We start from the raw sequence: 22,400 nt of genomic DNA, 5'->3' as shown, positions 1-22,400 counted from the left end.
AACGGACGGCTCGAGCACCTCCGCGGATCAGCCCTCGGCTTCCGAAACCTCACCCACTACATCGCCCGCAGCCTCCTCGAATCAGGCGGCTTCAGACCCCAACTGCACTCTTATTTACGATGAGCCACCTAACCCAGGCCATGAATGACGCTGACGCCCTACTTCTGCTAACCGAGTGGGAGGAGTACAGCCACCTCACCCCGGAAGTGGCTGCGGCATCCGTGCGCTCGAAAAACATCCTGGATGGCCGCAACGTGCTGGACCCGTGCGCGTGGCGCGGTGCCGGCTGGAACTACAAAGGGATCGGCAGACCCTGAATTGCGGCTGGGGCGACGGCCCAGCAACAACCCACATTCCAAGCAACGCCTTCTCACACTCCCCTCATTTGCCCGTTCTACGGTGACGGCGTGGAAGCGACTCACGCTTCCACCTATAGCAAGAGGAATCATGGGCATGTTGAACAGGCTTAAGGGCAAGGTCGGACCCAAAATATTCCCGCCACATCCATGAAGCCCAGACAAAGGCGTCGGAAATGGTCGACGGGATCGAGCGGAGAAATGGGAACGTTTCCACCGACCCCAGTACTCCACCTCGTTTTTGATCCTAGTTGCTGGAACAACCTCGAGTGGCAACGCCACGGCAAAGGATGAGAGAGGTCTCATGATCCCCTCATGGGCCACTCACGCAGAATCGGCTCAATGGAATCTCCACCAGATTTCTCCACACTAAGAAAGTCGGCAATCAACGATGAAACATTCGCAGCCTCAGGAGCTCAGGGTGGTCCTTTACTCTCATGACTCCCAGGGGCTCGGGCACACACGCCGCAACCTCGCTATCGCCCACGCGCTCTCGGCCGGCATCCCCGGCTTCGCGAATCGGAGGGTGACGGGCCTCCTTGTCACGGGAGAGTCCTCGGCAACGCGTTTCGACGTGCCCCCGGGGTGGGATTGGGTGGTCCTGCCGGGCATACGTAAAGGCAGCGACGGTTACGGTCCACGTCATCTCTCGATTGGGATGGACGCCTTAATCCAGCTACGCACGGAGCTCATCGACACGGTGCTGGTCCGGTTCCGCCCACACCTGGTCGTGGTCGACCGTCATGCATTCGGTGTCGATGGTGAACTGCGGCAAGCCCTCGCCAACCTCCGCCTCAAGCGTCCAGCCTGCAAGGTGGTCCTTGGCCTGCGTGAGGTGCTCGACAGCCCCTACGTGATAAAGCAGGAGTGGATTGGGATACATGGGATGGGCCCGATCCGCTCCTACTTCGACCAGATCTGGGTCTACGGCGATCCTGCGATTCATGACCCCCTGCGGACAGGTGAGATACCGGAGATCCTCGGTTCGCTCGTCCGTTACACGGGTTATCTCGCTGCAGGAAGGGTTTCACACAGACGATCCACACTCCTGGACAAGCCCTACGTGCTGACCATGGCCGGTGGTGGATCGGACGGCCTCGCGCTGGTACTCGCAGCCGCAGGCGCCGAGGTTCCCGAGGGGTACGAGCATCTCGTCATCACCGGGCCCCAGATGCCGATGGAGCACCGCCGCCTGGTGCAATGCGCCGCGGGTCCCGGAACCTCCGTCGTGGTGCAAACGCGCGATGCCCTTGCCGAGATCGAGGGAGCCTCGGCGATTGTATCGATGGGCGGGTACAACTCCATCGGCGAGATCATGAGTACGTCCACCCCCGCGCTCATCGTCCCGCGAACCGAACCCCGGAGGGAGCAACTCATCCGAGCCTCGGCACTGGCCCGGCGCGGCATCGTCGACATGTGCCACCCCGATGACCTGTCCCCGGAACTGGTGGCCGACTGGTTCCGGGGCGCAGCAGGCACCCGGGTGGACCGCTCCGGCATCGATCTGACGGGCATTACTGCACTTGCTCTCCTCGCCGCTGACCTCCTCGCCACCGAGGCGAGCACGCCGGAGCGGAGACGCGCACATGCTGCTGTCTGACCCCTCCGAACCATCACGTACCGCCTACGTCATGAAGATGTATCCGCGGTTCTCCGAGACCTTCATCGTGACCGAGATCCTTGCCCGTGAGGCGCAGGGCGAGGATCTTCGTCTCTTCTCCTTGCGTCCGCCGGTGGACCCCAGGTTCCACCCGGAGCTTGCACGCGTACAAGCGAACGTGACCTACCTACCGAAACCCTTGAAGATCCTTGAGGCGTGGACGGTCCTTAGGGAGGGCTTCGCGACCGTTCCGCGTTTCGGTGATCGTTTTGCGCGGATACTGCCCGACCTGCTGGCAATGGACCCGATCGAAGCCCACCAAGGGGTGGGACTCGCCACGGAGTTCATCAGCCAGGGCATCACCCATGCACACGCGCACTTCGGATCGATGGCCACCCGTACCACTGCGATCGCCGCGGAACTCGCCGGCATCCCCTTCTCCTTCACGGCCCACGCGAAGGACCTCTTCCACGAAGAAGTGGACGAAGCGGTCCTGGTGGATCTCATCCGCCGGTCTCACCACGTCGTCACGGTCAGCAACTTCAATCGACGATTCATCAACGGTATGACGGGCATCAAGAAGACCTCCGTACACCGCGTCTACAACGGTCTCGAACTCAACCGATTCCCCTACGAGGATCCGGCACCGCGCGGGGGGGTGCTACGTATCTGCGCGGTCGGCAGACTGGTCGAGAAGAAGGGGTTCCCCCACCTGCTCGCAGCAGTTGCACAGCTCAAGGCCGATGGCATCGCCCTGGAAGTACGTATCGCAGGTGGCGGGCCGCAGCAGGAGACGCTCCTTGAGCAAATACGCGAGCTCGATCTCATGAACGACGTCGCGTTGCTCGGCCCGAGGACGCAGGGGGAGATCGTGGCCCTCCTGAGGTGGGCCGATGTCTTCGTGGCACCGTGCGTCATAGCACAGGACGGCAACATGGACGGCTTACCGACCGTGCTCCTCGAAGCAATGGCAACCGGCGTCCCGTGCATCGCGAGCGACGTCACAGGAATTTCGGAGGTCCTGCGCGCCGGTGACGGCGTGCGCACGGGGATCCTGACCCGGGCGGGGTCCACCACGGATCTCGTAGAAGCCCTCGCCTACTGTGCATCCACGGACATGACGGACATCGCACGCGCGGCGCGTCGTCTGATCGAGTCATCGTTTGACTCCGTCGAGCAGGCACGTCGACTGTGCGAGCTCCAGAACGAACCACGCATCCCGGACGCCGTGAACACCTCGAGGAGCTCCTGATGCATGTCGCCTATATTTGCATCGATCCGGGCATCCCGGTATTCGGCTCGAAAGGCGCCTCGGTCCACGTCCAGGAAATTGTCCGTAGCTGGCTCGCACGAGGCGCCGACGTCACCATCTACTGCACCAGAACCGGGGATGCGGTTCCTGCTGACCTTCGCGGTGTACGAGTGGTCTCCCATCCCATTGCCCGCGGCAGTGGTCCGGACCGAGAACGATCCCAGCGGGAAGCCGCAGCTACCCTGGCTGCACAAGCCGTGCAGGACGGCGTCACTGCGGTCTACGAACGGTATTCGCTCTTCAGCGATGCACTCACGCGGATCACCTCCGCTTCGTCCGTTCCAGGCATCCTCGAGGTGAACGCCCCCCTCATCGATGAACAGCGTACGCACCGCACACTGCACGACGAGGCAGCAGCGCTGGGTGCGCTCAAGAATCAGCTTTCTGCGGCGGCAGTGATCGCCTGTGTGTCCGATCCCGTTGCCGCGTGGATTGCTGGCCATGCGGCACCCAATTTCCCAACCAAGATCATCACGGCGCCCAATGGGGTCAATGTGAACCGCATCGGGCCCTCGCCGGAGGACAACGGCGCTCCGACCGTCGTCTTCGTCGGTACGCTCAAGCCATGGCATGGGGTCCGCGATCTTATCGAGGCGAAGGCGCTCTCCGATGGTTCCTGGAATCTCAGGATCGTCGGGGACGGCCCTGAAGGGGCGGGACTACGCGAACTGGCCGCTGTAAAGGGGGTTGACGTCGAGTTCACGGGGGCATCGACTCCCGCAGAGGTGCCCGCATTACTCGTCGGCTGCGCGATCGCGGTGGCACCCTATCCCCGGACCGAACGGGAGGAAGAGCAGTACTTCTCCCCACTCAAGATCTACGAGTACTGCGCCGCCGGACTACCGGTGGTGGCATCGGAGGTGGGGCAGGTGCCCGCCATCATCGATCACCAAGTGACTGGCCTCCTCGTGGAGCCCTCGAACCCTGCAGCGTTGGCAGCCGCTCTGGACGAGCTGGCAGGAACCCCACTGGCTCGCCGCACCATGTCGGTAGCTGCCCGCCGCTTCGCGGAGAACCACAGCTGGGACGCCGTCCTCGATGCCATCCTGGAAGGAAGCGACCTGTGAGTAGGCAGACCAGAGTGACCGCCTCCGGTCCTGAACCTCGGACACCACCACGTGCGCCACAACGGAACGGATTGGCCGCGCGTTACCCGGTCTCACCGCGCACTCCAGAGAGTAGCGCCTCGCCCCGCTCCGAGCACGACGGAACAGATGAGGTCCGGAGCCCGTCATCGGATCGTGCAGAAAAGCCGCTGAGAAGGACCCTGCGGATGGTCCGGCCCCACCTCGGCCGACACAAGAAGCTCATGTGCGGTGGCATCGCGGCTCTCCTCCTGGAGGTTGCGTTCCGGGTTCTCGAACCATGGCCCGTGAAATTCGTCGTCGATGCGGTGACCACGAGTCTCGGTGCCGACTTCGCCGGCAGCGGTCCCGCCGCGTCCCCCGCCCTGCTGATCGTGTGTGGAGCTGCCCTCGTGGCGATCATCGGGTTCCGAGCCCTGTTCAACTTCCTCGCCACCATCGCCTTCGCCCTCACCGGTTCGCGTGTAGCCACTGACCTACGCTCTCGCGTGTTCGCGCACGTGCAGTCCCTGTCGGTCTCGTATCACGCCTCCTCCCGGACGGGTGACACGGTGCAGCGCCTCATCGGTGATGTGGGGAAGCTGCAGGAGGTAGCAGTCAGCGCCGGTCTACCGTTGATCGCGAACTGCATCACCCTGGTGGCCATGGCTGGTGTGATGTTTTGGTTGGATCCCCTTCTCGCCCTCGTCGTCGTCATCGCCTCAGCTTCGTTCCTCTTGTTGTCGAGGGTAAGCACTGGAAAGATCACCGTCGCCGCGCGTCGTACCCGAAAGGGTGAGGGTGCCTTGGCGAACACCGCGCAGGAAAGCCTCGGCGCCATCCGCGTGGTCCAGACGTACGGTCTTGAACAGACCCTGGCGCGCCAATTCGGGAGCAGCAACGAAAAGACATTACGGGAAGGTGTCCTGGCCCGGCGCCTGGCCGCTGCCCTCGAGCGGCGCACCGATGTCATCGTCGGCATCGCCACCGCCCTCGTCCTGGCCGGCGGCGGTTGGCGTGTGGTGCAAGGTGCCATGACCCCCGGTGACCTCGTCCTGTTCCTCATGTACCTTAAGACGGCGATGAAGCCGCTGCGTGACCTGGCGAAGTACACCGGCCGGATCGCCCGTGCGACCGCCTCTGGTGAGCGCGTGGCAGACCTCCTCGATCAGCGGGTCGACATCGCGGACACTCCCGGTGCCGTCCCCTTGTCTCAGGTGTGGGGCGATTTCGAACTGCGAAACGTCACGGCGGCCTACACACCGGGCAAACCAGTACTGAAAGATGTGAACCTGACATTCATGGGCCGGCGTCGCACAGCCGTCGTCGGCCCTTCGGGGTCAGGAAAATCGACCCTGGTGTCACTCGCGGTACGCATGATGGACCCACTCTCCGGCAGCGTTCACCTGGATGGGAAGGATCTCCGGAACGTAACTCTCGCATCACTGCGCTGCAGCGTCAGCCTGGTGCTGCAGGACGCGGTGCTCTTCACAGGCACCATCCGAGAGAACATCCGGTACGGACAGATCGACGCGTCGGACGAGGACGTGGAGTACGCGGCGAAACTCGCCAACGTGCACGGGTTCGTCTCGCAACTTCCCGAGGGGTACGACACAACGGTCGGTGAGCGTGGTGGAACGCTCTCCGGCGGCCAACGCCAACGGATAGCGATCGCCCGGGCACTACTGCGCGATGCGCCGCTCGTGATCCTCGACGAGGTCACCACCGGCCTCGACAAGGAAGCACGGGCGGAGGTGCTGAAAGGGATTGACCTGCTCTCACGGGATCGCACGACGATCACGATCACCCACGAACCTGCCGTAGCACTCACACACGACTGGATCATCTGGCTCGAGGATGGAACGGTGCGCTTCGAAGGGACACCCACCGATATCAGGGAACATCCTGTGTACGGTGAGTGGGCTCATGCGGGCGGTTCCTCCGAGGAAACATCGGCCAAGGGCGGGCGATGACCGTGAGCGCTACGATCGACCCGGCACTGCCGGCGCTGACCACCATCTTCAATCCGGCCGAACTATCCGCCCTATTCTCACGTCCCGTGCATGCCGATCGGCTACGCCACAAGCAGGGAGTGTCCGCCGTCGCACGCCTTCGAGCCCGCGATCCACGAGATGGTCCCCCCACCGGTTCCGGGTCAGGAGCTACCCCGGAGGCTGCCCCACGATGGCTGGCAACCTATGCCCCGCACCATGCCCCCAAGTTGGACAAGACATTGGCACGGGCCGCCCGCCAAGGACACCACCTCGAGGTCGTGGAACTGCCCGGGCGGCACACCCTCGTCGCCGGACCGATCAGCCTGGACATGAAACTGCATGACACTCTCCATGCGTTTAACGGGTACAACGCCCGGGCCCTCGAGCCGGGCGCAGTGCTCAACTACAATCCACACCGACGCGTGGTCTTCAGGATCGAGACGGCAGCCGGTCCCGTGGTCTGCAAGGCAGGTCCCACCAATCCCGCAGAGACGGCGTTCCTGGCCGAACTCACAGCACGAGGTGTTCCGGTCCTCCAGCGCATGAGCCCTCCTGACATGCCCCACACCAGCACCTTGCGCTACTACCCCTGGTTCGGTCAGGGAGATCTCCACCAAGCGGCTGGGAGGCGGGATCACACCGCCGCCGGCTCGGCGCATTCCGCCGGCGCCGCCCTCGCACTACTGCACGCGCAACCGGCCCACCTCGCACCGAAGCGAAGAAGCGACCCGCTCGACAAATTACGCTCCCTCAGCAAGCGAAAGCTGCACCTGACACCCACGAACCAGACACGTTTGGGGAGAGTTCAGGCCGCCCTCGCTCGACGCCTGAGCGAAGGCGACCGCGCCGTCCTCGTCCATGGTGACTTCTCCGCCGATCAGGTACTGGTGGACTCACCGGGCGTGCTGCTCGCCGATTTCGACCGGTGCACGGTGGCACCGCCCGCCATGGACCTCGGGTCCTTCGTCGCTGTCGACCTGTTACAGGCACGTACGTCCAGCCGGGAGCTTCGCAGTGATTTCCTCACGGGCTACGAGGAAGCAGGAGGACATGTCAATGAGGAGTCCTTACTCGCCTGGACCGCCGTGCATCTCCTAGACCGCCTGAACGAGCCGTTCCGCTCATGTTCACCCTTCTGGCAGGACGAGACCGAGGAACGGCTCGAGATGCTTGCAGCCCTCGTCTCATGACGGCCGTCCCTGACACCGTCCAGGACCACCGGGGCATCCAACTCACTGTCCGCCGCGCGTGGCCGGCGAACAACGGGCGGCTCACCATCGAAGCCCTCGAAGAGGCCACGGGTCACCTGCGCGCAGGACACCTGGAGGCCGACGGCACAGTGGCCCTGACGCCCTTCGGCGAGGACTCCGCACTGCCCGGTCTCCCGACAGCCGTGGATGCTGGTGAGCTCCTCGTCCACCGCTTCACCAAGAGGGCAGTGGTGAAGACTGACGGCGCATACCTAAAACTGCTGCCGCCCCGGAAGGTTGCCCGCGTCATAGCCGCCCACGCTATGGCCTCCGAACTGACCGCGGCCGCAGGTATCACCACTCCCCGTGTCACGGACGTCGACGAGGGGACGCTCACGCTGTCCACCGTTCCCGGCGTCAGTCTGCACGACCTCGGACGATCAGGTGGCGGTGATCCCGGCGATGACCTGGTGACGCTCGAACGGGCGTGGTCGCTCTGGGCGGAACACTGGTCGGCCTTCGCAGCTGCCCCACCTGGTGAAGGCCGTCTGCCCTTCTACCGGCCGGAGGACGAGGCCGAGACCCTTACCACCTGGATGACCCACTGCCTCGATTTCGGCACCCTGCCGGTCCCGGCCCCGGCCCTTCGTTCGGCGGTGGATGACGCTGCCAACCACCTTCTCGACACGTCACTCCAGGCTCCCGTCCTGTCCCACCGTGACCTCCACGACAAGCAGGTGCTTCTTTCCACCGGTAGTACTGGCGAAGGCGGTCTCGGGCTGATCGACTGTGACACCCTCGCCCTCGCTGAACCTGCGCTCGATTTGGCGAACCTCCTGGTGCATCTGGCCTTCCGGGAAGCGCAGGGTCTGCTTAGCGCCGAAGGACGTGCCGTAGGGGAAACCGCCATTCGTGGGGTGGCTGAAGAACTCTCGGTCCCGGAAGACCGCCTGGACGCCTACTCAGGGTCCACAAAACTACGACTCGCGTGTGTCTACGCCTTCCGCCCGCGCTGGCGCATGCTCACGAGAGACTGGTTCCACGATGCGCTGCTCTGATGACTGAGAAGACGTTCATGGGACGATGATCCGTTTCACAGTCGACGTGCCTGGTCAGGGCTGGAGGCGCTGGGACACCAATCGGTATCCCATGCCCCGGACGGTCGCGAACCGCTCAGCCCCGAGCTTGTTACGGAGATACCGCACATACACGTCCACCACATTGGAACCGGGATCGAAGTCGTACCCCCACACGCGGGACAGCAATTGCTCTCGGCTGAGGACCTGTCCGGGATTGCGCAGGAATGCTTCGGTCAGGGCAAATTCACGAGCTGACAGATCGACCTCATCACCGTCGATGAGAGCGCGGCGTGTACGCAGGTCCAGGGTGAGACCGTCGTGCGAGAGCGCGAGGCTCTCCGTCCGTGCCGGATCCGGGCGCAGGCGAAGGCGGACGCGGGCAAGAAGTTCCTCGAAGCGGAAAGGCTTCGTCATGTAGTCATCAGCACCGCCCTCGAGCCCGGCCACGGTGTCGTCCGTGGTGTTACGCGCGGAGAGAATGATGACGGGAATGTCATTACGGGCATCCCTAAGTCTTCGGAGCACCGTGAAACCGTCCTGATCAGGCAGACCGAGATCGAGGATGACCAGTTCGAAGTCTCCGCTCTGCGCCAGATGGTAGCCGTCGCGTCCGTTGGTCACACTGGTGGGCACGTATCCAGCCGATCGAAGCCCCTTCGCGATGAAAGCGCTGATGCGTTCCTCGTCCTCGACAATCAGGATCTGAGCCACAGTTTCTCCTTCGTAAGCTGGCCAGGGCGTTCAGGGGACATCTCAGCTGACGGATTGCGGCGGGGCACCGTCGGGATCTCAAGCGTGAACGTGGAGCCACGACCCGGCGCCGAGAGAATGTAGACAACACCCCCATGACCGTGAGCGATCGCTTCGACGATGGACAATCCGAGGCCCGAGCCCTCTGCGCGTTTGCCTTCGGAGCCACGCTCGAAGCGGCCGAAGACACGTTCCTGGTCGGCGGCACTGATCCCGATGCCTTCATCACGCACCCAGATGCTGAGACACTCACCGTCCAGCCTCGATCCGAGGGCAACGGTGGAACCCTCCGCGGAGAACTTCACGGCATTCGCAGCGAGCTGCAACAACGCCTGCGTGACCCGTTTCTCATCGAGCAGAACCATCCCCGCAGCACGTGAATCGATCATCCACCGCCGGGCACCCAATCCGCGCGCCTTATCCAGGGTCTCGTCCATCAGGCGTTCGACATTCGTCGCTTTCGGCCGGACGAAATCGGGTCGAGCACTCTTGGCCAGGGTGACCAGGTCATCGACGAGAAAGCGCATCCGGTCCAGCTCATCGAGTGCCACGGTCCGCACGGCGTCGGCATCCTGCGGATCGGTGGAGTCCTGCAACTCGAGGTGCCCCTGGATGATGGTGATCGGCGTGCGGAGCTCATGACCGACGTCGTCGAGCAATTGACGCTGCGAGGTGAAGGACGTCTCGAGGCGATCGAGCATTGCGTTGAAGGTCCGCGTCAAATCGGACAGGTCGTCATTTCCGGTAACGAGGATCCGCTGCGAAAGATCACTGTCATTAATGGTGCGCGCGGTATCCCGGAGACGTCGCACCGGGTGCAACAGGTTGCCGATGAGCAACCAGCCGACTGCGCCGATGAGCAACAACGTACCGAGACTGATCAGGGCAAAGGTTGTGAACGTCCCGTTAAGTTCCGCTCGTTCGGAAGTGACGTCGTAAGCGAGAACAAAAATGGTGGGCTCCGCATCCTCGCTCAGCAGGACCGGGACGACGATGGTGCGGTACGTGGCTCGGACGGTTTCGATCGTAGTGATGGCGACGGCGTCCGCCAATGAACGTCCCGCAGCAGCGGCCACGAGCTCCGCGTCATTCTCGAGGCGCAGGGACACGGCCTCATTGGCAAGAAGGACCGCATCCTGGTCACGGATGCCCATCATGCCCTCATGGGGAGCAGGAAGTGTGCGCTGCATGACGAGGTAGACGAGGGTGTCAGCATTGACAAAGCCCGATCCGGTGGCGGGGTCGACGCCCGTCGCCAAGAGGGTCTCGAACTCACCGAAACTACGCTCCAGGGAATTGTCGATGTCAGCGTTGAGGGTTGCTCGTTGTAACCCGTAGGCCATGGTCCCTGCGAACAGGAGCCCCAAGGCTGATAACGCCAGGAGTGCGCTCAGCACACGCGAGCGGACCGACCAACGACGGGTTGCACGGCCGGAGAACCGCCTGATCTGATCCAGCCACCTCCCGGCCTTCACCGTGGGAGCGTGCTGAGAAGGAGGTGAACGGCGCACCGGGTTCTCGAGGGCAGAAGCCGAGGGCAAAGGTTGAGTCTGTTCAGTCGTCATCATCGCCCTCCTCATAAGCTGCATCATCATAGTCGTCGTCATCGCCGTCGTCTTCGATGATCGGCGGTGGAGCCGGTACAACCTCTGGCTGGGAACCAGGGATGGGGGCAGGCGCGGGTACGGGCACGGGCACAGGCACGGGCGTAGGGACAGGTTGGGATGGCGTTGGGGTATCGGCCACGGAAGGCACCGAAGGCGAAGGCACCGAAGGCGAAGGCTCCGGTGAAGGACTCACGGGTGAAGGTGTCGGCAGGGGCGACGGCGGTACCGACGCTGACCCGTCGTCGGTCATGATGACCGCGGGGCCAAGCTGTTGGTCGGGAGGATCACGCACGATATTGGTAAGAGTGAGTACACCTGCCGCCATGAGCGCGGCGAGTACCACGCCCAGAAGCCATATTTGAATTGCCGCGGATCGCATAGCTCAAGTGTCCCGCCACAGCGTGAGACCAAGATGAGAAGAACTGGCGGTGGTGTACCCATCAAGCCCAGGGCGGTATAGGGAATGTGGACTAACTGAAGGCCCACCACAACTTGTAGTTGGAGCGGATCGAAACCTCCTGCCCGACCTCCTTCCTTGTTCAACGGCCTGGCCTTCCACTCGATAGCCGCCCGATCCCGTCCGGCAGCTCGTACGACGAGCTGCTCGCAGACGCCCCTCCGTAAACCCAGCTAGTAAGTCCGCAGAGACCGCGAATAGCTGGTCCGTCAGCATGTCGAAGGAGAACATCTCATGAGCCCGACAATTCCCACTACCACGGTGACTCCTACGCTCCGCCGGCATCGTGGTCTGACGGAGCAGGCTGCGGTCGCGGCCGTGGACCAGGCGTGCCGCCGTCTACGACTCCCTACGATCCGGCCGGTCCTCGACGAAGCCCTGATAGTCGCAGGGAAGCAGCAGCTCTCTTACCAGGGGGGTTTCTGGCCGAGTTGCTGCTGGCCGAGTGTGATGACGGGGACTGCCGTTCCTCGAGCAGGCGGGTGAGAGCGGCGAGTTTACCGCGGGACAAGTGGCTCGGGGACTTCGACTTCGATGCGAACCCGAACATCAACGCCGCGACGATCAACACCCTTGCTACCGCGAACTGGATCCCCAAAGGACAGCCGCTTTGCCTCATCGGGGACTCCGGGACCGGGAAGTCCCATCTCCTCATCGGTCTGGGTACGGCGGCCGCGGAGAAGGGGTATCGGGTGAACTACACGCTGGCCACCAGGCTCGTGAACGAACTGGTGGAAGCGGCGGACGAGAAGATGCTCGCGAAGACCATTGCCCGCTACGGGCGGGTGAACCTGCTCTGTATCGATGAGCTCGACTATATGGAACTCGAGCGGCGCGGCGCAGAGCTCCTCTTCCAGGTCCTCACCGAACGAGAGGAAAAGAACTCCATCGCGATCGCCAGCAGTGCGTCCTTCTCCGGGTGGACGAAGACTTTCACGGACCCGCGGCTCTGCGCCGCCATCGTCGACAGGCTCACGTCCAGCGGAGCCATCACCGAAACCGGCACCGACTCCTACCGCCTCGCACACACCCTCGCCCAAGCAACCGTCAGATAGCGGAGCAAGAGACCCTCGCCCTGGCAGACGCCGAAGAGACATCCTGGCTGATTGACATGCTTCTTCTGATCAGCGTAATCGGTATACCCACGCTCTTCCTCGTTGGTCTCATTGCATTCTTGAGAACCCGTCAAGAACAGCATCCGACGTCCCTCGTTCAGTGCGGGATCACTCACCGCCCCACTTACGGATCCCTTGATGGGATGCTGAAGAAGCGGCGTTGACTGTCTTACTCGACGTACCGGGACAAAGGTCCGGTACGTCATCGCGTTTCTGCATGGCCCGTCGTCGCGGTGCTCCAGACGCGGGGCGTAGCTCAGCTGTGCGTCGTGTTTTCTCGCATTTCCTCAATGCCTATTTCCGGTGCGCCGCCAGCCGCCGCCTCCGGGTCCATCCATACGAAGTCCCAGTGGTGGCCGTCCAGGTCGTCAAAGCTCTTCGAGTACATGAATCCGTGGTCCTGCTCGCCAGCGGGCGTAGCACCCGCCGCAAGGGCCTTCTCGTGCATTGCATCGACGTCCTCCTTGCTATCAGCACTGAGGGCCAGCTGCACCTCGGTCGAGGTAGTGGCGTCGATGACCGATTTGCTCGTGAACTCGGCGAAGAACCCCCGCGTGAGCAACATCGCGGTGATCGTGTCGCTGATCACCACGCTGACGGCGTTCTCGTCGCTGAAGCCCTCATTGATCGAATACCCGAGCGACTCGAAGAAAACTCGCGACCGGGCCAGATCGCTGACGGCCAGGTTGATGAATATCGTTGTGGGCATCGGTCTGTCGTTTCTTTCAGGGTGCCAGTGGCCCGCCGCCACCGATCATCACTGATGATGACGAGGGTTCGGCGACAGTGTCAAGCAGTTGCGAGCGGTGGTGCAGCTCGACCGGAAATGGTGGATGACGTCGTGCGGCTGGTTCTCTCGCGTCACCGACTGGGCACCCGCGAAAGAACCTGGTAGGTGCTGATCCATCCTGCGTCGCCCGCCCGCATCAACTTCCCTTCGCGCCCACGCACAATCACCACCGCGCGGTGCGGCACGATCACATGTCGTGGCGTCCGACAGAGGATCAGCCCACGCACTCACGATGGTGCGTAGGCCGATTCCTCTGTGTACCGATTCAGAAGGTGAGGTTCTGTGTTTCGGTTGTTCCGTCGCGGTAGGTCACCTCAACCGCAGCTCCGGTGGAGAACGCGTTTCGCAACTCATCGCCCGGTAGCCAGAAAGCGAACTGGCCTTTGGCAACTGTGGCGACGACCACTTCGCCGGTGACGGTGGTGTACATGAGACCCACGACGTCGCTGCCTGCTTTTCCGGAGGCCATCGAGATCGGGTTGCTGTCGATCTGCCCGGTTCCCAGTTGCGTGGCTTTCAAGGAGCGGGGCTCGAGTCCTGTTGTCGCACCAGATTCTCCGATGGAACCGATCATGGTTCTGTCGAACCAGGGCGCTGAGGCATCGGAAGTGCACGTGGCATCGAAACCACCCGCTCCGACGAGGATCACTGTCACCCAGGCTCCTCTGCGCTCAGCAATCGCGACTTCGGCGGTAGCGAGGTCCTCCTCGTAACTGCTGTCACCGATCCCCGAATTCGATTCCTTGCAGTCAGAGATCGCTTCGTCCCGGTCCTCCCCGCTCAGGGCCACGGGCGTAGCCGTCCAGGTAGCGAAAGCGGGATCACCGCCGCTGACAGAGGGGGCGATGAGTAGCCCGGCAGTTGTCGCAGCAACGAGCCCGCCGAGGACGAAGGCACGACGATAGCGGAACGGCGTCGCCACTTTCTGTGTGCGTGTTCTATGCCCTGATGAAATCTTTGTCGGCGCTGGTGCAATTGGTGCTGGTTCAGGGTGGTCAACCAGGATCCGCTCGAGGTCGGCCGATGCTCTGTGGCTGCGGATCGAAGGTGCGCTATTGGCTGGGTCCATGGTTCGCAGCAGTGTGTTGATGTCCTGGTTTCGTGTCATGGCGTTGCTGTCCGTTCGGGTGACACTGCGGGCGTCCTGGCGGTGTGTGGAAAATGATTCAGAAGGAGGCGTAGAGCTCGCCGTGCGCGGCTCAGTCGCAGACGGAAGGCGACCGGTGAGATGCCAAGTACAGCAGCCGCCTGTGGTGCGGGAAGGTCCTCGAAGACCGCTAGCCCGAGGGCTTCCTGATGGACTTCGGAGAGAAGATGCCACGCACGGCCCAGGTCGATGCGGCTCGTCACCGCGTCTTCGTGTGAGTCGCTGGACGCCTCGGTGGGAATGTTGGCGAGCCGAATCCCGAGGGCCTGCCGGCGCTGATCACCACGATGAGTGTTCAGCATGATGTTCCGGAGGATCCCGAAAGCCCATGCCCGAGCGTCATCGCGGTTCTGAGGTACCTCATCGAACCGACGCCAGAGAACAAGAGAAGCTTCTGCCACTGCATCTTCTGCAAGGAATGTGTCGGTTCGCCGTTGAGCGAACCGGAGCAGGTCTGGGTAGACCGCCTCGTACAGGGTACGAAAAGCGTCTGGCCGACCAGGCGGCGGCGAAGGGTTACTCATACCCATACCTGTCCTTCACCAGCTGAAGTGTGTCGCACGAAGGGTGAACCAGCGTTCACATCGCCCAGCCCGCAGAAGATTTCCCAGTGGACGTCAGAGGATTCCGGTCAGCTCAGCTCACGGCGCATGAGTACGCGCGGGAACCCGTTGAGAACCGAGTCCGTCAGAGCGGCCTTCGTGAACCCTGCTCGCTCGAACAGCGCACGCGTCCCGACGTAGGCCATAGTGAGATCGACCTTCTCGCCGCGGTTGTCGACCGGATAACCCTCGATCACTGGTGCCCCATGACTGCGCGCGAACTCGACAGCGCCTGCCAGCAAGTGGTGCGAGACACCTTTGCCGCGGTGCCCCGGCCGCACCCTGATGCACCAGACCGACCACACGTCACGATCATCCACGTGTGGGATTTTGCGGTTTCGGGCGAAGCTGGTGCCAGCGCGCGGATGCACCGCGGCCCATCCCACAACCTCGCCGCCTTCGTACGCGAGGACCCCCGGCGGAGGATCCTGTGCGGTCAACTCACTGACGAGCGACCCACGCTCGAGCCCGCGCAGTGCAAGATTCATCTTCGACGAGACGCGATAGCTCAAGCACCAGCACACGTTTGAGTCAGGCCGATTCGGTCCCAGGATCGACTCCAGGTCATCGAACACCGTTGCGGGAAGGACTTCGATCGACATGGCGCCACGATACCGTTGCCTGCAGCGCCAGTGAGGGTGAAGGCGCCTAATGCATCCGCTCGAATTCCAGATCGAAGATCTGCGTGATGACGTTCGGTCGAGGGTCGGCTCAAGGACATAGAGTTTCGCCATCTTCGTGCCGGCGTTGCAGGGCAGTCGGCGACGTGACGAGCCGGCACACCGCCACCTGCTATCGAGGAGGCGGGACGCTTCGATCCTCGTGCCGGCTGCGTACCGCATGCAGCAGCAACGCAAGAAGACCGACGACGATGACCACAGTTCCCAAAAGCAGCGGCAGGAAAAGGAACCCTAGAACAGCAGTCGAGCTGTCGCTGGTGAAGATGCTGAGCGGCAGGTAGACCGCGACCGCCGTGAAGATCAGCGAGCCGGCAGCTACCACGGGAATCCCCTTGGCCGTCTGATGTGACGACAACGAGATGAGAAAGGCCAGGGCCAGCGCGGGCAGCAAGTTGTACAGGTCGATTGCCACATTGAAACCGTCATATCCGCCTGGGGCGTTCCTTCGCAGGTACAGCGAGACGGCCATGTAGAACGCTGCCGCGAGAAGCGGGAAGATGAGCAGAGCGCGGCTGGTCCGGCCGGACGGCGCGAGGACAGAGAGCCTGTCGGACAGCCGCCGCAGCGGACTCGACTTATGACGGCGCGGTCCTTCGTCAGTGGGCTCAGTGGGAAGGTGTTTTGTCGGCTGATTTACTGAACTGCGAGCGAAAGCTCCCACGATTCATCCTCGGTTCATTCCGCTGAGCGGGCTGTTCTTCACCCATGGCTAGAGGCTACCTCGCTGAGTAATGCCTCGTAGTGCTACTGACTGACCGATCGGCGCCCGCTGATGATTGACGCCTCGTCAGGTTAGACCGGCGTTGGCTTTTCGTCGCAACGACAGCTCCCCCGCCGCAACATCGGCTTACCGTTCAATCGGCGACTCCATCGCGCCCGAGCATTATGTCATGCTCGGCAGCCACGAGATGTACGCAAGCTTCGGTGGGGCCGAGGAACTGGTCGACGGACCCGGCTCGCCCTCGAAAGTGACGGTCTCGTTCGACCTCGGCAGCCGCGACGGGGTCGACGAACTTGTTGAGCGTGCCGCTGCAGCGGGTGGGCGGATCGGTGACACCGACGACTACCCCTTTATGTACCAGCGCTAGTTTCACGACCCCGACGGGTACCACTACTCACCGTTCTGGTTGAAGCCGGACACCGATCAGAGCGCATGAGCGATCTGGCCGCGGCCTCGACGTCGTCGGAGCACGGTGGGCGCCACTCGTCGTGGGGCGGCTACTCGACGGACCGCGACGCTACGGCACCGGAACCGTGCACGCGCGGCCGTCGTGAATCATGATCGGTGGAGGGCGGACTTACTGGCGCCAACCGACTGCGGTACTCCGGTGGCACCCATGCCGACAAACACCTGGTGAGCAGCTATCGCTCTTCTTCTCATCAATGCGGTCGGTAGTCTCAGCTTCTTCCCTTTCTCCCTTCCGGAGCGGTCGGAATGGGGTGCGATGATCACTAGAATCGTCTGCAGCATCGTGGCGGCCCTTCTGATCATCAACTACAGGAGGACCTACGGACCGCAACCTGTCCAGCGATCATCGACTGAAGCAGCGTTGTGGCGTGTCGCTCACCGGGCTGCTCCACTTGCTAAAGCTCACCAAAGAAGGGCTCCAAGTGTGGCGAACCCACCTTGCCGCTCTAAAAGAAATCGCCTCAACCCCCCCCCCCTCAGGACGACCACTGACAAGGAAGCAGGAACACCAGCACACCCGACCCCGATCATTCCAACGAACGGTCAAGGGCCGAACGCACATCAATAAGCGCCTAGTACCTCTCTCAGAAACAAGCCCTTCCTCTGCGCATCCTTCGTGACCCAGGCAGGTGTCATCTGGCTGTACCGAGAAGATGACACCTCGAGCAACTCCTTATCGGCATCCCGGTCAGGTGGAGTAAGAAGCATCCGTGGCTCCTCACGATCAGCGAGTACGGGCAGTGGGAGGCGTTACTGGACCGGTTCCATTTGCGGGACATCACAAGAATCGGTTTCGGCGGGGTGTACGAACGGGCCGTCTCGGCCACGGCTGGCCCAATGCCAGAGGCAGTTCCCGAAAAGGACGATCGAGGGAAGAAGGTACAGCTGCCGTCGACTCTGCCGGGGCCAGTAACGGGTGGTCAGTCCTGATCGGCCCGCTGATTGACCCTGCAGCGAGCACTCTTTGTTGCGACTGCGTCACGCTTGTGTCGACTCGCATCTGCCGCCGGCGGCGTTCGGTACTCTCAGTGAATGACAGGCAGGGGTACCGGATTTGTCTTGGCTGCCCTTGTCGCGTGCGCCCTGTCGGGATGCGGGACCACAAGTGTTTCTTGCCCCAGCTGGGCGGGCTTTCCCACAACGCAGGAGAAATACGACGCTGCCGACCTCGTTGTTGTAGCGTCCAGCACCATGCGCGATGGAACAGCGCCGATCTTCGGGGTCGATGCCCACTCTTATGAGATTCGTGTGAGTGAGGTCTTGAAGGGCGATGTTGACGGAGGAAGCGTACGCATCTCGTCGATGCCCGACTCCTGCAGCGGAGTGGCAGAGTATCCGGAGGGCGACCCCCTGGATACGTCCCAACCTCTTCTCGTCTTCGCCGCTCAGCAGGATGGCGAATGGTTCACGTTAACCCCTATCGATGGGACAGTGCCCTTCACGCAGGAGGCAGTCGACGCCAACGCGTGACTAGCTTTGCCGCCGCGAGGTTCTGTTCGTTTGTCGATTGACTTACGGGCGTCTTTCAGAAGATTTCCGGCCTAGTTATAGAACTGACGGAGGTTGTTGACAGTTGGGTCTTCCAGTTGGAAGGAAGACTTCATGACATCAACACCGTCCGCTTCGGCCCTTCGAGCGATCGAGCGTCGGGCCAACCACAAGCTCGCCATCTTGCATCACGTCGAGGAAGTCAGTGGGAGTGTCGCCGCGACGTGCCGCTACTACGGCGTGAGCCGGCAAGCGTATTACAGGTGGCTTCAGCGCTACGAAGCCGAGGGGTTCGAAGGGTTGAAGGACCGCTCGAGCACCCCACACCACTCGCCGACCGCCACGGAGGCAGAGGTGGTCGAGAAGATCCTGTGGTTGCGTCAGCAGTACCACTTCGGCCCGGTAAAGATCACGATGTATTTGAAGCGGTATCACGACATCTCGATCAGTGCTTCCGGCGTCTGGCGAATCCTGAAGAAGGTCAATCTCAACCGGCTTCCCGCGTCGCAGCGCTACAAACGTAAAGAGACGCGCTGGAAGAGGTACGAGAAGCAGCGGCCAGGCCACGCGCTGCAGGTCGATGTGAAGTTCATCGAGCCCCTTGGACAGACTGGGCGAAAAAAGCGCTACTACCAGTACACAGCGATCGATGACTGCACCCGCTTACGCGTGCTTCGGGCTTATCCGACGCATGATCAGAAGACAGCGATTCGCTTTATCGATCACGTGCTCTCGAAGCTGCCGTTCAACGTTGAGAAGGTCCAGACCGATAACGGTAGCGAGTTTGGGCAGTCCTTCCATTGGCATCTGATCGACAAAGGCATCGGGCACATCCGCATCCGGCCGGCTACACCACGGCTGAACGGGAAGGTGGAGCGTTCACACCGGATCGACTCCGAGGAGTTCTACCGGCTCCTCGAGGGACAGGTCATCGACGACGTGAATCTCTTCCAGGACCGTCTTCAGCAATGGGAGGACCACTACAACTACGATCGACCCCACGGGGCTCTCGCTGGGATCACACCTTACGAGCGACTCAAGCAGAAAACCCAAGATCCACTGTCATAGGCCTCCGTCAGTTGCACACCTAGTCCCCACTGACGGGTAGCTAGTTATGAGCTACGCCTGTGTCAGTTCTTCCACGAGGAACCGGTTCCTCGTCTCGATGAGCTTCTTGAGGTACCGCTCCAAAAGCAGTACCTCAACCAGCCGGCCTAGCGAACCGAAAGGTGCGGCGAACCGGATCCGGTCGATCATGGTTGTCACCCCGTCGTCGTGACTGAACTCGTGAACATGGCGGAAAGTGCGGAATGGGCCCTTGACCTGTTCATCCACAAAGTAGTCCGCTGATTCCATCTCCACGATGCGGCTCGTCATATGGATTGGTAGACCGAAGTGCCAGGCACGCCACGTCACCTGCTCTCCCAGTGAGATAAGGCCGGTAGTGGTACCAGCGATGGCTTTCTCCCGCGAGTGAGCCATCGAACCAGTGTGAGCATCGATGCTTCGAGAGCGATCAAACAGCTCCGACTGGGCAATCTGCGCTTTGGTGGTGCACTCAAAATAGACGGCCATGGCCCCAGTCTCGCACCGCACTTCCAGCCTTCTTCAACCGCCGCCACTCCTTGCCTCGCGGGAGGGACACTCGTTCGTCGCCACTACAAGCTGTCCGCTGCGGATCGCCGAGCGGGACGCCTGGAGGCCCAGGTGAAAGGTTTGTTTGGGCTGGAGCTGGGAAAACACATGGCTGCCGGGCCACGATCGTGTGCGTGCACGGAACAAATTCGCGCTTGGCTTCCGGCCATGCGAAATCACCGGGCACCTCGACCATTCGGGGCGAGAATTTCCAGGACAGTGTTGTGTCCTCATCTACCCGAAGGATGTGCAGGCCCGCTTCGATGAGAGCGTTCATGATGTCGGATAACGGATGCGCCTATTGATATGTCCGAGGATGCCCGACCATGCCGTCTCCTGCGTGGGTCGACTCCTCGTCCCACACCTGAGCTTGATTGGTGCTCCTATCGACCGGTCGATGGCGTGGGCCGAGCGAGCAGCGAGATGGCCAGTCGCAGGGCAGGTGTTAGTTCGGACAGTTCGTGATTATTTGGATCGATGAGCTCGACCGCGGCGACGTCCTCGACGTCGCGGATCGATGTCACCGGTGTCGCGACCTCCACGAGAGCAAGAAGGCCTCGATGATGCTCGTTCAGCGGCGCGCCGGCGCTCGTGAACTCGACGAGGAAGTCGAAGCGATGCCAAGATCCGACATTGATTCCTGTCACACCGCATTCCTCGAGTAGTTCCCGCTCGAGTGTCTCGATGGGGGTCTCGGCCGCCTCGGGCGAGCCGCCGGGAAGGTCGAGCATTCCGAGGTACGGACCGCGAGACTTCCGAATCGTGACGAGCGCGCCGTCCTGCCACCATGCCCCGTAGATTCCGTAGTGGCTCATGCCTGCAGACCCTAACCGGTCCCCACGATGCTCACCCCATCCGTCGCAACCGGTTCGCACCGCGGAAGGATCCCTGACAGGGCAGGACTAGCAAACCTCAGGGCGTGTGCGGGCCGGACCATGTGCACTTCTTTGAGGTCGTCCTCAACCTTCTCGACCCCGTCCGCTTCGAACCGGTGCTTGCGATAAAACGCTTGCGCCCGGGGGTTGGGATCAGCCACCCATAGGGTCGCCGCCTCACCTGGCGCGAGTACCGCTTCCAGCAAATCGGTGCCGGACCCCGAGCGATGCCACTGTCGTAGTAGATACAAGACACACAGATGTAGCACGTCAGGCTCTTCAGCGGTCGGTCCTGACATCGCTATTCCGGTGATCAGGTCGCCCTGCTCGGCAACCGCTACACGGTGGGAGCTGAATCGCGGATCCGTTAGTGCCGTCGTCCACTGCCGCTCCCGCGCGGAGAAGAAAGTAGGATCATCGAGGATCTGATCGGCAATGAGACCGCGATACGTCTCTGCCCAAGCATCAACATGGACTTGTGCTATCGCCGGCACATCGACCAACTGCGCGGGGCGAACCCGACTCGTCTCAGACATTCCGCGAGTATATGCACTTCCCTTCAGAGTCCGCCTGCCGATCCTCTTCGGTCTCTCGAGCGCTCTGCGATGATGATCGGTGAGTCTCTCAAAGCAGAGGAAACAGATCAGTCGTGGACTTTCCCCTACCGCGTTCGCGCGGCAACGCAGAATGAAGCCTGCGGCGAGATGCTTTTTTGCTTTGGCCGCGTTGCCAGTACTGATTCCTTTGATTCTTGGGCTCTTCAGCCAGAACACAACGCTGCCGATCGGTCCCATCGTTCCAGCTCTGAGTAATCCACACCGGGATTGTTCAGCGGGATGACTTCGTATTAGCCGGTGAGTCCCAAAGTCCGTGCCATGTCACGGAAGTCTCCCTGGGTCGGATATCTCGGGTTTGTTTGAGCGTGGATGAAGGCCTTGGTCACCCAGTCGTCGGGAAGCCAGGTCCGTCCTAGTAATTGCTCATGGTCTGGGCATCGAACTGTGGCCCAGAAGAGGAACACGAGCTCGGCCCAGTCTGATTCAAGGATCCAGTTGATCGCACCGTGAGCGGACTGACCGAAGATTTGGAGGGATCCGGGACCAATGAGTGTTGCCATCTGAATGCTGTCCCAGTTCCATGCGTGGATCGCCGTCGGGGTGTGCATGTAGAACCCGTAGTCCGAAACCGTGAGCGTGCCGGTGTCGATAGGTGTCCACTGCGATTGAGCCATGGCTGCTGCATGCCTGCGCCGGCTGGCATTTCCTGCGGCTCTCGCGGCGGCGAAGCCAAGCATCATGGGTACAGCACCGCGGCCGGTTGCGATCAAGGACGAGCCGTTATGCGGCTCTTCATACTTGAGGTGGGAGCGCTGAGCGACACGCCGTGAGCACCTGACTCCGAAATGAGGTCGAGACCTTCCAAGATCGGCAGTGACTAAGCCGCTCAATCCGGAAGGCCTCGACAATGTCC

Annotated in this window: 20 protein-coding genes and 2 pseudogenes; 11 read left to right on the top strand and 11 right to left on the bottom strand. The window is 62.1% G+C overall.

Annotated features, from left to right (window positions below; translation table 11 throughout):
- The first annotated feature begins 119 nt into the window (after positions 1–119).
- The 7 genes from FJV46_RS14885 to FJV46_RS14855 all read left to right on the top strand — a co-directional run bounded on the left by FJV46_RS14885 (position 120) and on the right by FJV46_RS14855 (position 8,574).
- Complete coding sequence (locus tag FJV46_RS14885; protein WP_087025458.1) at positions 120–317, top strand: UDP binding domain-containing protein; 198 nt, start codon at positions 120–122, stop codon at positions 315–317.
- A gap of 697 nt (positions 318–1,014) precedes the next feature.
- Positions 1,015–1,956, top strand: a complete 942-nt coding sequence (locus tag FJV46_RS14880) for a glycosyltransferase family protein (RefSeq protein ID WP_126130584.1) — start codon at positions 1,015–1,017, stop codon at positions 1,954–1,956.
- Complete coding sequence (locus FJV46_RS14875; RefSeq protein ID WP_087025449.1) at positions 1,943–3,208, top strand: glycosyltransferase; 1,266 nt, start codon at positions 1,943–1,945, stop codon at positions 3,206–3,208. Before FJV46_RS14880 ends, FJV46_RS14875 begins: the two co-directional genes overlap by 14 nt.
- The gene (locus FJV46_RS14870) at positions 3,208–4,335 is read left to right on the top strand and encodes a glycosyltransferase family 4 protein (protein WP_087025446.1); all 1,128 of its coding nucleotides are present in this window, start codon (positions 3,208–3,210) and stop codon (positions 4,333–4,335) included. Before FJV46_RS14875 ends, FJV46_RS14870 begins: the two co-directional genes overlap by 1 nt.
- 206 nt (positions 4,336–4,541) lie before the next feature.
- Positions 4,542–6,305 carry an ABC transporter ATP-binding protein gene (locus FJV46_RS14865; RefSeq protein WP_087025443.1) on the top strand — a complete coding sequence of 588 codons (1,764 nt, stop codon included), beginning with the start codon at positions 4,542–4,544 and terminating at the stop codon, positions 6,303–6,305.
- Positions 6,306–6,565: 260 nt separating this feature from the next.
- Positions 6,566–7,516 (top strand): phosphotransferase, encoded by a 951-nt coding sequence (locus FJV46_RS14860; protein ID WP_204840884.1) that lies wholly within the window; start codon positions 6,566–6,568, stop codon positions 7,514–7,516.
- Positions 7,513–8,574 carry a phosphotransferase gene (locus FJV46_RS14855; RefSeq protein ID WP_158250088.1) on the top strand — a complete coding sequence of 354 codons (1,062 nt, stop codon included), beginning with the start codon at positions 7,513–7,515 and terminating at the stop codon, positions 8,572–8,574. The genes FJV46_RS14860 and FJV46_RS14855 overlap by 4 nt, the downstream gene beginning before the upstream one ends.
- Positions 8,575–8,628: 54 nt before the next feature.
- Here the strand turns inward: FJV46_RS14855 and FJV46_RS14850 are convergent, their stop codons facing one another.
- Positions 8,629–9,306, bottom strand: coding sequence for a response regulator transcription factor (locus FJV46_RS14850; RefSeq protein ID WP_087025434.1), 678 nt, complete (start codon positions 9,304–9,306; stop codon positions 8,629–8,631).
- Entirely contained in the window at positions 9,291–10,913 is a 1,623-nt protein-coding gene (locus FJV46_RS14845; protein ID WP_232008388.1) for a sensor histidine kinase, read from the bottom strand. Before FJV46_RS14845 ends, FJV46_RS14850 begins: the two co-directional genes overlap by 16 nt.
- Before the next feature lie 730 nt (positions 10,914–11,643).
- Here FJV46_RS14845 and istB point away from each other — a divergent pair.
- A pseudogene (istB, locus tag FJV46_RS14840) lies at positions 11,644–12,464 on the top strand (IS21-like element helper ATPase IstB).
- A 316-nt stretch (positions 12,465–12,780) separates the two neighbouring features.
- Here the strand turns inward: istB and FJV46_RS14835 are convergent.
- The 5 genes from FJV46_RS14835 to FJV46_RS14815 form a co-directional block, all read right to left on the bottom strand.
- Positions 12,781–13,233, bottom strand: coding sequence for a VOC family protein (locus FJV46_RS14835; protein WP_087025431.1), 453 nt, complete (start codon positions 13,231–13,233; stop codon positions 12,781–12,783).
- 346 nt (positions 13,234–13,579) lie between these two features.
- Positions 13,580–14,422, bottom strand: coding sequence for a hypothetical protein (locus FJV46_RS14830; protein ID WP_087025428.1), 843 nt, complete (start codon positions 14,420–14,422; stop codon positions 13,580–13,582).
- Positions 14,419–14,985 carry an RNA polymerase sigma factor gene (locus FJV46_RS14825; protein ID WP_232008389.1) on the bottom strand — a complete coding sequence of 189 codons (567 nt, stop codon included), beginning with the start codon at positions 14,983–14,985 and terminating at the stop codon, positions 14,419–14,421. The genes FJV46_RS14830 and FJV46_RS14825 overlap by 4 nt, the downstream gene beginning before the upstream one ends.
- A gap of 107 nt (positions 14,986–15,092) precedes the next feature.
- Positions 15,093–15,665 (bottom strand): GNAT family N-acetyltransferase, encoded by a 573-nt coding sequence (locus FJV46_RS14820; protein ID WP_087025422.1) that lies wholly within the window; start codon positions 15,663–15,665, stop codon positions 15,093–15,095.
- A gap of 190 nt (positions 15,666–15,855) precedes the next feature.
- Positions 15,856–16,155: a hypothetical protein gene (locus tag FJV46_RS14815; protein ID WP_087025419.1), complete on the bottom strand. Its 300-nt coding sequence runs from the start codon at positions 16,153–16,155 to the stop codon at positions 15,856–15,858.
- A gap of 364 nt (positions 16,156–16,519) precedes the next feature.
- On the opposite strand from FJV46_RS14815, the pseudogene FJV46_RS14810 reads away from it, so the two are divergent.
- From FJV46_RS14810 to FJV46_RS14795, 3 genes and pseudogenes are all read left to right on the top strand, one after another.
- Positions 16,520–16,900 (top strand): annotated as a pseudogene (locus FJV46_RS14810) (VOC family protein).
- A gap of 1,223 nt (positions 16,901–18,123) precedes the next feature.
- The gene (locus FJV46_RS14800; protein ID WP_126130585.1) at positions 18,124–18,402 is read left to right on the top strand and encodes a hypothetical protein; all 279 of its coding nucleotides are present in this window, start codon (positions 18,124–18,126) and stop codon (positions 18,400–18,402) included.
- Between the two features lie 132 nt (positions 18,403–18,534).
- On the top strand, positions 18,535–19,488 hold the full coding sequence (locus tag FJV46_RS14795) for an IS481 family transposase (RefSeq protein WP_087025417.1): 954 nt from the start codon (positions 18,535–18,537) through the stop codon (positions 19,486–19,488).
- Positions 19,489–19,539: 51 nt separating this feature from the next.
- On the opposite strand, the gene FJV46_RS14790 is transcribed toward FJV46_RS14795, so the two are convergent.
- From FJV46_RS14790 to FJV46_RS14775, 4 genes are all read right to left on the bottom strand, one after another.
- Entirely contained in the window at positions 19,540–19,995 is a 456-nt protein-coding gene (locus tag FJV46_RS14790) for an SRPBCC family protein (protein ID WP_087025461.1), read from the bottom strand.
- A gap of 443 nt (positions 19,996–20,438) precedes the next feature.
- The gene (locus FJV46_RS14785; protein WP_087025415.1) at positions 20,439–20,870 is read right to left on the bottom strand and encodes an NUDIX domain-containing protein; all 432 of its coding nucleotides are present in this window, start codon (positions 20,868–20,870) and stop codon (positions 20,439–20,441) included.
- A gap of 11 nt (positions 20,871–20,881) precedes the next feature.
- Complete coding sequence (locus FJV46_RS14780; protein ID WP_087025411.1) at positions 20,882–21,466, bottom strand: GNAT family N-acetyltransferase; 585 nt, start codon at positions 21,464–21,466, stop codon at positions 20,882–20,884.
- A gap of 311 nt (positions 21,467–21,777) precedes the next feature.
- Positions 21,778–22,227: a hypothetical protein gene (locus FJV46_RS14775; protein ID WP_140995585.1), complete on the bottom strand. Its 450-nt coding sequence runs from the start codon at positions 22,225–22,227 to the stop codon at positions 21,778–21,780.
- Positions 22,228–22,400 lie beyond the last annotated feature (173 nt).

The organism is Arthrobacter agilis (genome assembly GCF_006494655.1).
GTDB classification, from domain to species: Bacteria; Actinomycetota; Actinomycetes; order Actinomycetales; family Micrococcaceae; genus Arthrobacter_D; species Arthrobacter_D agilis.
The sequence above is the reverse complement of the archived record's forward strand: the minus strand, read 5'-3'. Positions and strand labels throughout refer to the sequence as shown.